The following is a 1,251-nucleotide window of genomic DNA, read 5'->3' on the forward strand; positions in this document are numbered from 1 at the left end:
GCCGGGGGACCCGGCAACGGGCCCCACGCGCCCGGCCGTCCGGACCGGAGTCGTGGGACGGAGAGGCCCCGGCGCCACGTCATCACCCCGCTGCCCCGACCGGGGCCGGCACCGGGGGCTCCCTCTCAGCGCCGTGCCTGCGCCGTCGAGCCACGCACCACGAGCTCGGGCTGAAAGACGAACTCCGTGTGCTGTACGGGGTTGCCGTGCAGTTCCTCGAGCAGCGCGCCCACCGCGGCGCTCGCCATCGCCTGCACCGGCTGGCGCACCGTGGTGAGCGGCGGGTCCGTGAAGGCGATCAGGGGCGAGTCGTCGAAGCCGACGACGGAGACGTCGTCGGGCACCGAGAGGCCGCGCTCGCGCGCCGCCCGAACGGCACCGAGCGCCATCATGTCGCTGCCGCAGACAATCGCCGTGCACCCCTGGTCGAGCAGCACGCTGGCCGCCGCGTGGCCGCCCTCGACCGTGAACAGCGTGCGCTGCACGAGCTGTTCGGCCTCCCCCTGTGCCAGGCCGAGCAGATCGAGCAGCGCCGCCGTGAACCCCTCCGCCTTGCGCAGCGAGGGGACGTAGCGGGTCGGGCCGATGGCCAGACCGATCCGCTGATGCCCCAGGTCGACGAGGTGGCGCACCGCCATCCGCGCGGCCGCCCGGTCGTCGGGCGAGACGAAGGACACCGGGATGTGCTCGTTGTAGCCGTTGATCAACACGAACGGCACACCGCGGGCGTGCAGTTCGAGGTACCGGGTGGGGTCGGCCGTGGTGTCGGCGTGCAGCCCGGACAGGAAGACGATGCCGCTGACCCGGCGCTCCTCCAGCTGCTCGACCAGCTCGTCCTCGCTCGCCCCGTCCGGCATCTGGGTGCACAGCATCGGCGTGTAGCCGTGCCCGGACAGCACCTGTTCGACGACCTGCGCGAAGGCGGGGAAGATCGGGTTGCTGAGCTCGGGGATGACCAGACCGACCAGACCGGCGCTGTGCCGCTTGAGCCGCATCGGCCGCTCGTAGCCGAGGACGTCCAGGGCGGCGAGCACCCGGCGCCGGGTGCCGGCGGCCACCCCCGGCCTGCCGTTGAGCACCCGGCTCGCGGTGGCCTCGCTGACGCCGGACTGGGCCGCGATGTCCGCGAGCCGCGGGGCGCCGGGCCCGTGTGCCCCGGGGGGGGGCCGCCCCAGGGGGAGGGGGACACCCCCCCCCAGCCCGGGGGGTCGGCGGGGCCCGGCGCCGTACCCGCCGGGGTCTTCACCACGG

The 1,251-nt window shown here is 74.8% G+C and carries 1 protein-coding gene; it reads right to left on the bottom strand.

Features of this window, described 5'->3' with window-relative positions:
* Nucleotides 1-125: 125 nt before the first annotated feature.
* Nucleotides 126-1,175: a LacI family DNA-binding transcriptional regulator gene (locus tag ACWGIH_RS42905; RefSeq protein WP_453691779.1), complete on the bottom strand. Its 1,050-nt coding sequence runs from the start codon at nucleotides 1,173-1,175 to the stop codon at nucleotides 126-128.
* Nucleotides 1,176-1,251 lie beyond the last annotated feature (76 nt).

It is taken from the genome of Streptomyces sp. NPDC054872 (genome assembly GCF_053610705.1).